The sequence below is a fragment of the Burkholderia singularis genome (genome assembly GCF_900176645.1).
Taxonomy (GTDB): domain Bacteria; phylum Pseudomonadota; class Gammaproteobacteria; order Burkholderiales; family Burkholderiaceae; genus Burkholderia; species Burkholderia singularis.
The window spans coordinates 1-3,339 of sequence record NZ_FXAN01000081.1 but is presented as its reverse complement, the minus strand read 5'-3'; the positions used below and the strand labels follow the sequence as shown (position 1 = coordinate 3,339).

The window sequence follows — 3,339 nt, the reverse complement described above, 5'->3', positions numbered from 1 at the left end:
CGACGCGTGGGTGTACGGCAACGCGCGGGTGTACGACAACGCGCGGGTGTCCGGCAACGCGCTGGTGTACGGCGACGCGCGGGTGTACGACAACGCGCGGGTGTCCGGCAACGCGCTGGTGTCCGGCAACGCTGAGGCCATCAAAGCCGATCTCTTTGCCATTCTTTCTCAGGCTCGCGTGGAAGCGCCGGCTGTTGCGGCAGCGCTTCGTGAGGGCCGCGTGAATGGACAACTTTACTCCGGCAAATGCGCATGCCTGGTCGGCACGATCGCAAATGCTCGCGGGGTAGACGTGTATTCCGACGAATTCGATATCGGGCGCAACTCATCGCGTCCCGCAGAGCAATTTTTCCTTTCGATCGCAGAAGGCGATACGCCCGAAACCAATCCAGCATCGAAACAAGCGCTGGAATGGGTTGAGGAATTTATTGCGGCAAATCCGGCGGCGGCCTGACATGCGCACCCACTCCTACGTGAACCTGCGATACGCCGTCTTGCACTCGGTTGATTACGTGGTTGGTCATCACCGAATCCACGAGTGCTTTTTGACGATTTACTACGACGACATTTGCTGGTGCTGATTATGCGCGCCTTTACTTCTCATGACTGGTTTCCGCTCGCGGTGATCGGCGCGCTTCTGCTGCTGGCCGGCGCCATTGCGCCGCCGCTCGAAATTCTGATGGGGATTGCACGATGAAATTCCGAAAAAAGCCGGTCGTCATCGACGCGGTGCAGTTCACGTTCGACATGGCGATGGGGCATGTCGCATTACCCGAGGGCGTGAAGTTCAGTGCTCGCAATTGCCATCCAGGCCGCAACGAGCTTTACAGCCATCGGCACTACGTCGAGACGCTTGAGGGCCGCATGACTGTCGAAATCGATGACTGGATCATCACTGGCGTGAAGGGCGAGCACTACCTGTGCAAGCCGGACATCTTCTCAGCGACCTACGAGCCGGCGGCCGAATGAACCCCATCACCTACCTCTGCGGCGCGCTCGACCGCCTGTTCGAACGTAGTCCGGTTGCTGGAATTTTCGTCGCGATGGCATTGGCCTTCGTCTGCATGATCGCGATCGCCTATCTCAACCAGGATGGCGCGACCGTCACCACGATCAATGCGAGGTATGCGTGATGCTGATCGAACACCTCGACATCGACGAATACCACGCGCGCGGCGAGATTTCGAAGTCGCAGCTCGACACGATCAACGTGTCGCCCGCGCACTTCTGGGCGTTGCATCGCGATCCGGCGCGGCCGGCGCCGGTGACGCGCGGCGGCCAGCTCGAAGGCAACCTCGCGCACTGCGCGATTCTGGAGCCGGACGAGTTCGGTAATCGCTACGTGCTCGGGCCGACCGTGAATCGCAACACGAAGGTTTGGAAGGATTTCGTCGAGGCGAACCCGGATCGCATCGCGATCCAGAACGACCAGTACGACACCGCCTGGCGCCAGTCGGACGCCGTGCGCGCGCTGCCGGAGATCCGCGAGGCGCTGTCGCGCGGCCGCGCCGAGGTGTCGGCGTTCTGGACTGATCCAGTGACTGGCGTGGCATGCCGCTGCCGCCCGGACTGGGTGCACGACCTCACCGAATCGAATGTGCTGCTCGTCGACATCAAGACGTTCAGCAGCGCCGGGCCAGATGAGTTTCGCCGGCAGGCCGCGCGCAAGCGCTATCACGTTCAGGACGCGTTCTACAGCGACGGCTACGAGCATGCGTCCGGCAAGGAAGTGCGCGCTTTCGTATTCGTCGCGGTCGAGACGGAATGGCCGTTCGCAGCGCACGCAATGATGCTTGACGACATGTCGCGCGAGCAGGGCCGAGCCGACTACGCACGCAACCTTGCGACCTACGCGCGTTGCGACGCGGCCTGCGAATGGCCAGGCTACTCGAAGGAAATCACCCTGATCACCTTGCCCCAATGGGCTTTCACGACTGACGAGGCATAACGATGGCAACGACAACGAATCTGGCTCAACTGAAATCGACCTCGAAGATGGTCGCGCGCGAGGCCGGCATCGGTAGCGTGAAGCAGTTCTTCGAATCGCAAAAAGGGACGCTCGCCGCAGTGTTGCCGCGGCACGTGAGCCCGGATCGCATGCTGAAGATCGCGCTCGGCGCACTGCGCACGACGCCGAAGCTGATGGAGTGCACGGTCGAATCGCTGATGGGCGCAGTCGTGCAGTGCTCCCAGCTCGGCCTCGAGCCGAACACGCCGCTCGGTCACGCATACCTGATCCCGTTCGAGAAGAAGAAGAAGGTCGGCGGCCAGTGGGTGACGGACAAGGTCGAGACGCAGATCGTCATCGGCTACAAGGGCTTGATCGACCTTGCTCGCCGCTCGGGTCAGGTCGTCAGCATCGCCGCACACGCCGTGCACGAGCATGATCACTTCGACTACGCGTTCGGTCTCGACGAAAAGCTAGAGCACAAACCGTCGATGTCCGCGCGCGGGCGCGTCATCGCTTTCTACGCGGTTGCGAAGCTGGTCGGCGGTGGCCACGCATTCGAGGTAATGAGCGCCGAGCAGGTCAATGAAATCCGCGACGCCAGCCAGAACTACAAATTCGCACGCGACAAGGAAAAGACCGTCTGGGGTCAGCACTACGAGGAAATGGGTCGTAAGACCGTGCTGCGCCGCCTGTTCAAGTACCTGCCCGTGAGCATAGAACTCGCGAGTGCGGCCGCGATCGACGACGTCGGCGCTTCGGGTCGCTCGCAGGCGCTCGACACCGTTCTCGACGGCGACTACATCACGCCGACCGATGATGAACAGGACGACGATGGCGAGATTGATCCGCCGGCCGGCCTGACCGATCAGCGCGCGCAGCAATCCGACATGACGCTGCCGAGCTACGACTACCTTCTTGCGCAGATCCAGAAGGCGAACGACGCCGAGGTGTTGGCTCTAGTCCTCGACAGCGCGCGTGATCTTCCTCAAGCCGAGTACGTGAAGCTCGAGCAGGCTTATCAGGATCGTCGTGAAATCTTACTTGGCGCCTAACCCACTTCCCCACCGACCGGAGCAAGCATGTTCTCTCTCGACAACACTCTCGCCAAAATAGTTTCTTGTACCAACGTCTCCGAGAAACATGGCAAAGAACGCGAGCCCGCGATTTCTATCGGCCTGTATGTCGTTGTCTCGAGCGAAAACCTCGGGGACTTTGACCCGGCGCTACGAGCCATGCTGTACAGGAAGCCGCAACCGAAACCGGGTGAGCTGCCCGTCGATGACAACAATCTATCGGAATTGTCAAACGCATTTGAAATCTGAGCCACTTCGCGCCTGATCGCGCAAAGTAAAACTGAGCCAGTCGTTACTTCTTCGATGTCGGGACGT

6 protein-coding genes and 1 pseudogene are annotated in these 3,339 nt (G+C 60.7%); all 7 read left to right on the top strand.

Annotated features, from left to right (window positions below):
- A pseudogene (locus tag BSIN_RS26245) lies at nucleotides 1–454 on the top strand (hypothetical protein); the annotation flags it as partial.
- A gap of 84 nt (nucleotides 455–538) precedes the next feature.
- The gene (locus BSIN_RS25855) at nucleotides 539–697 is read left to right on the top strand and encodes a hypothetical protein (RefSeq protein WP_159936001.1); all 159 of its coding nucleotides are present in this window, start codon (nucleotides 539–541) and stop codon (nucleotides 695–697) included.
- The gene (locus tag BSIN_RS17775) at nucleotides 694–969 is read left to right on the top strand and encodes a hypothetical protein (RefSeq protein WP_089341466.1); all 276 of its coding nucleotides are present in this window, start codon (nucleotides 694–696) and stop codon (nucleotides 967–969) included. Before BSIN_RS25855 ends, BSIN_RS17775 begins: the two co-directional genes overlap by 4 nt.
- Nucleotides 966–1,133 (top strand): hypothetical protein, encoded by a 168-nt coding sequence (locus BSIN_RS26045; protein ID WP_173678708.1) that lies wholly within the window; start codon nucleotides 966–968, stop codon nucleotides 1,131–1,133. Before BSIN_RS17775 ends, BSIN_RS26045 begins: the two co-directional genes overlap by 4 nt.
- Nucleotides 1,133–1,948, top strand: coding sequence for a PD-(D/E)XK nuclease-like domain-containing protein (locus BSIN_RS17770; RefSeq protein ID WP_089341465.1), 816 nt, complete (start codon nucleotides 1,133–1,135; stop codon nucleotides 1,946–1,948). Before BSIN_RS26045 ends, BSIN_RS17770 begins: the two co-directional genes overlap by 1 nt.
- A 2-nt stretch (nucleotides 1,949–1,950) precedes the next feature.
- Nucleotides 1,951–3,003, top strand: coding sequence for a recombinase RecT (locus tag BSIN_RS17765; protein ID WP_089341464.1), 1,053 nt, complete (start codon nucleotides 1,951–1,953; stop codon nucleotides 3,001–3,003).
- A gap of 27 nt (nucleotides 3,004–3,030) precedes the next feature.
- On the top strand, nucleotides 3,031–3,273 hold the full coding sequence (locus BSIN_RS17760) for a hypothetical protein (RefSeq protein ID WP_256583852.1): 243 nt from the start codon (nucleotides 3,031–3,033) through the stop codon (nucleotides 3,271–3,273).
- The last annotated feature ends 66 nt before the right edge of the window (nucleotides 3,274–3,339 follow it).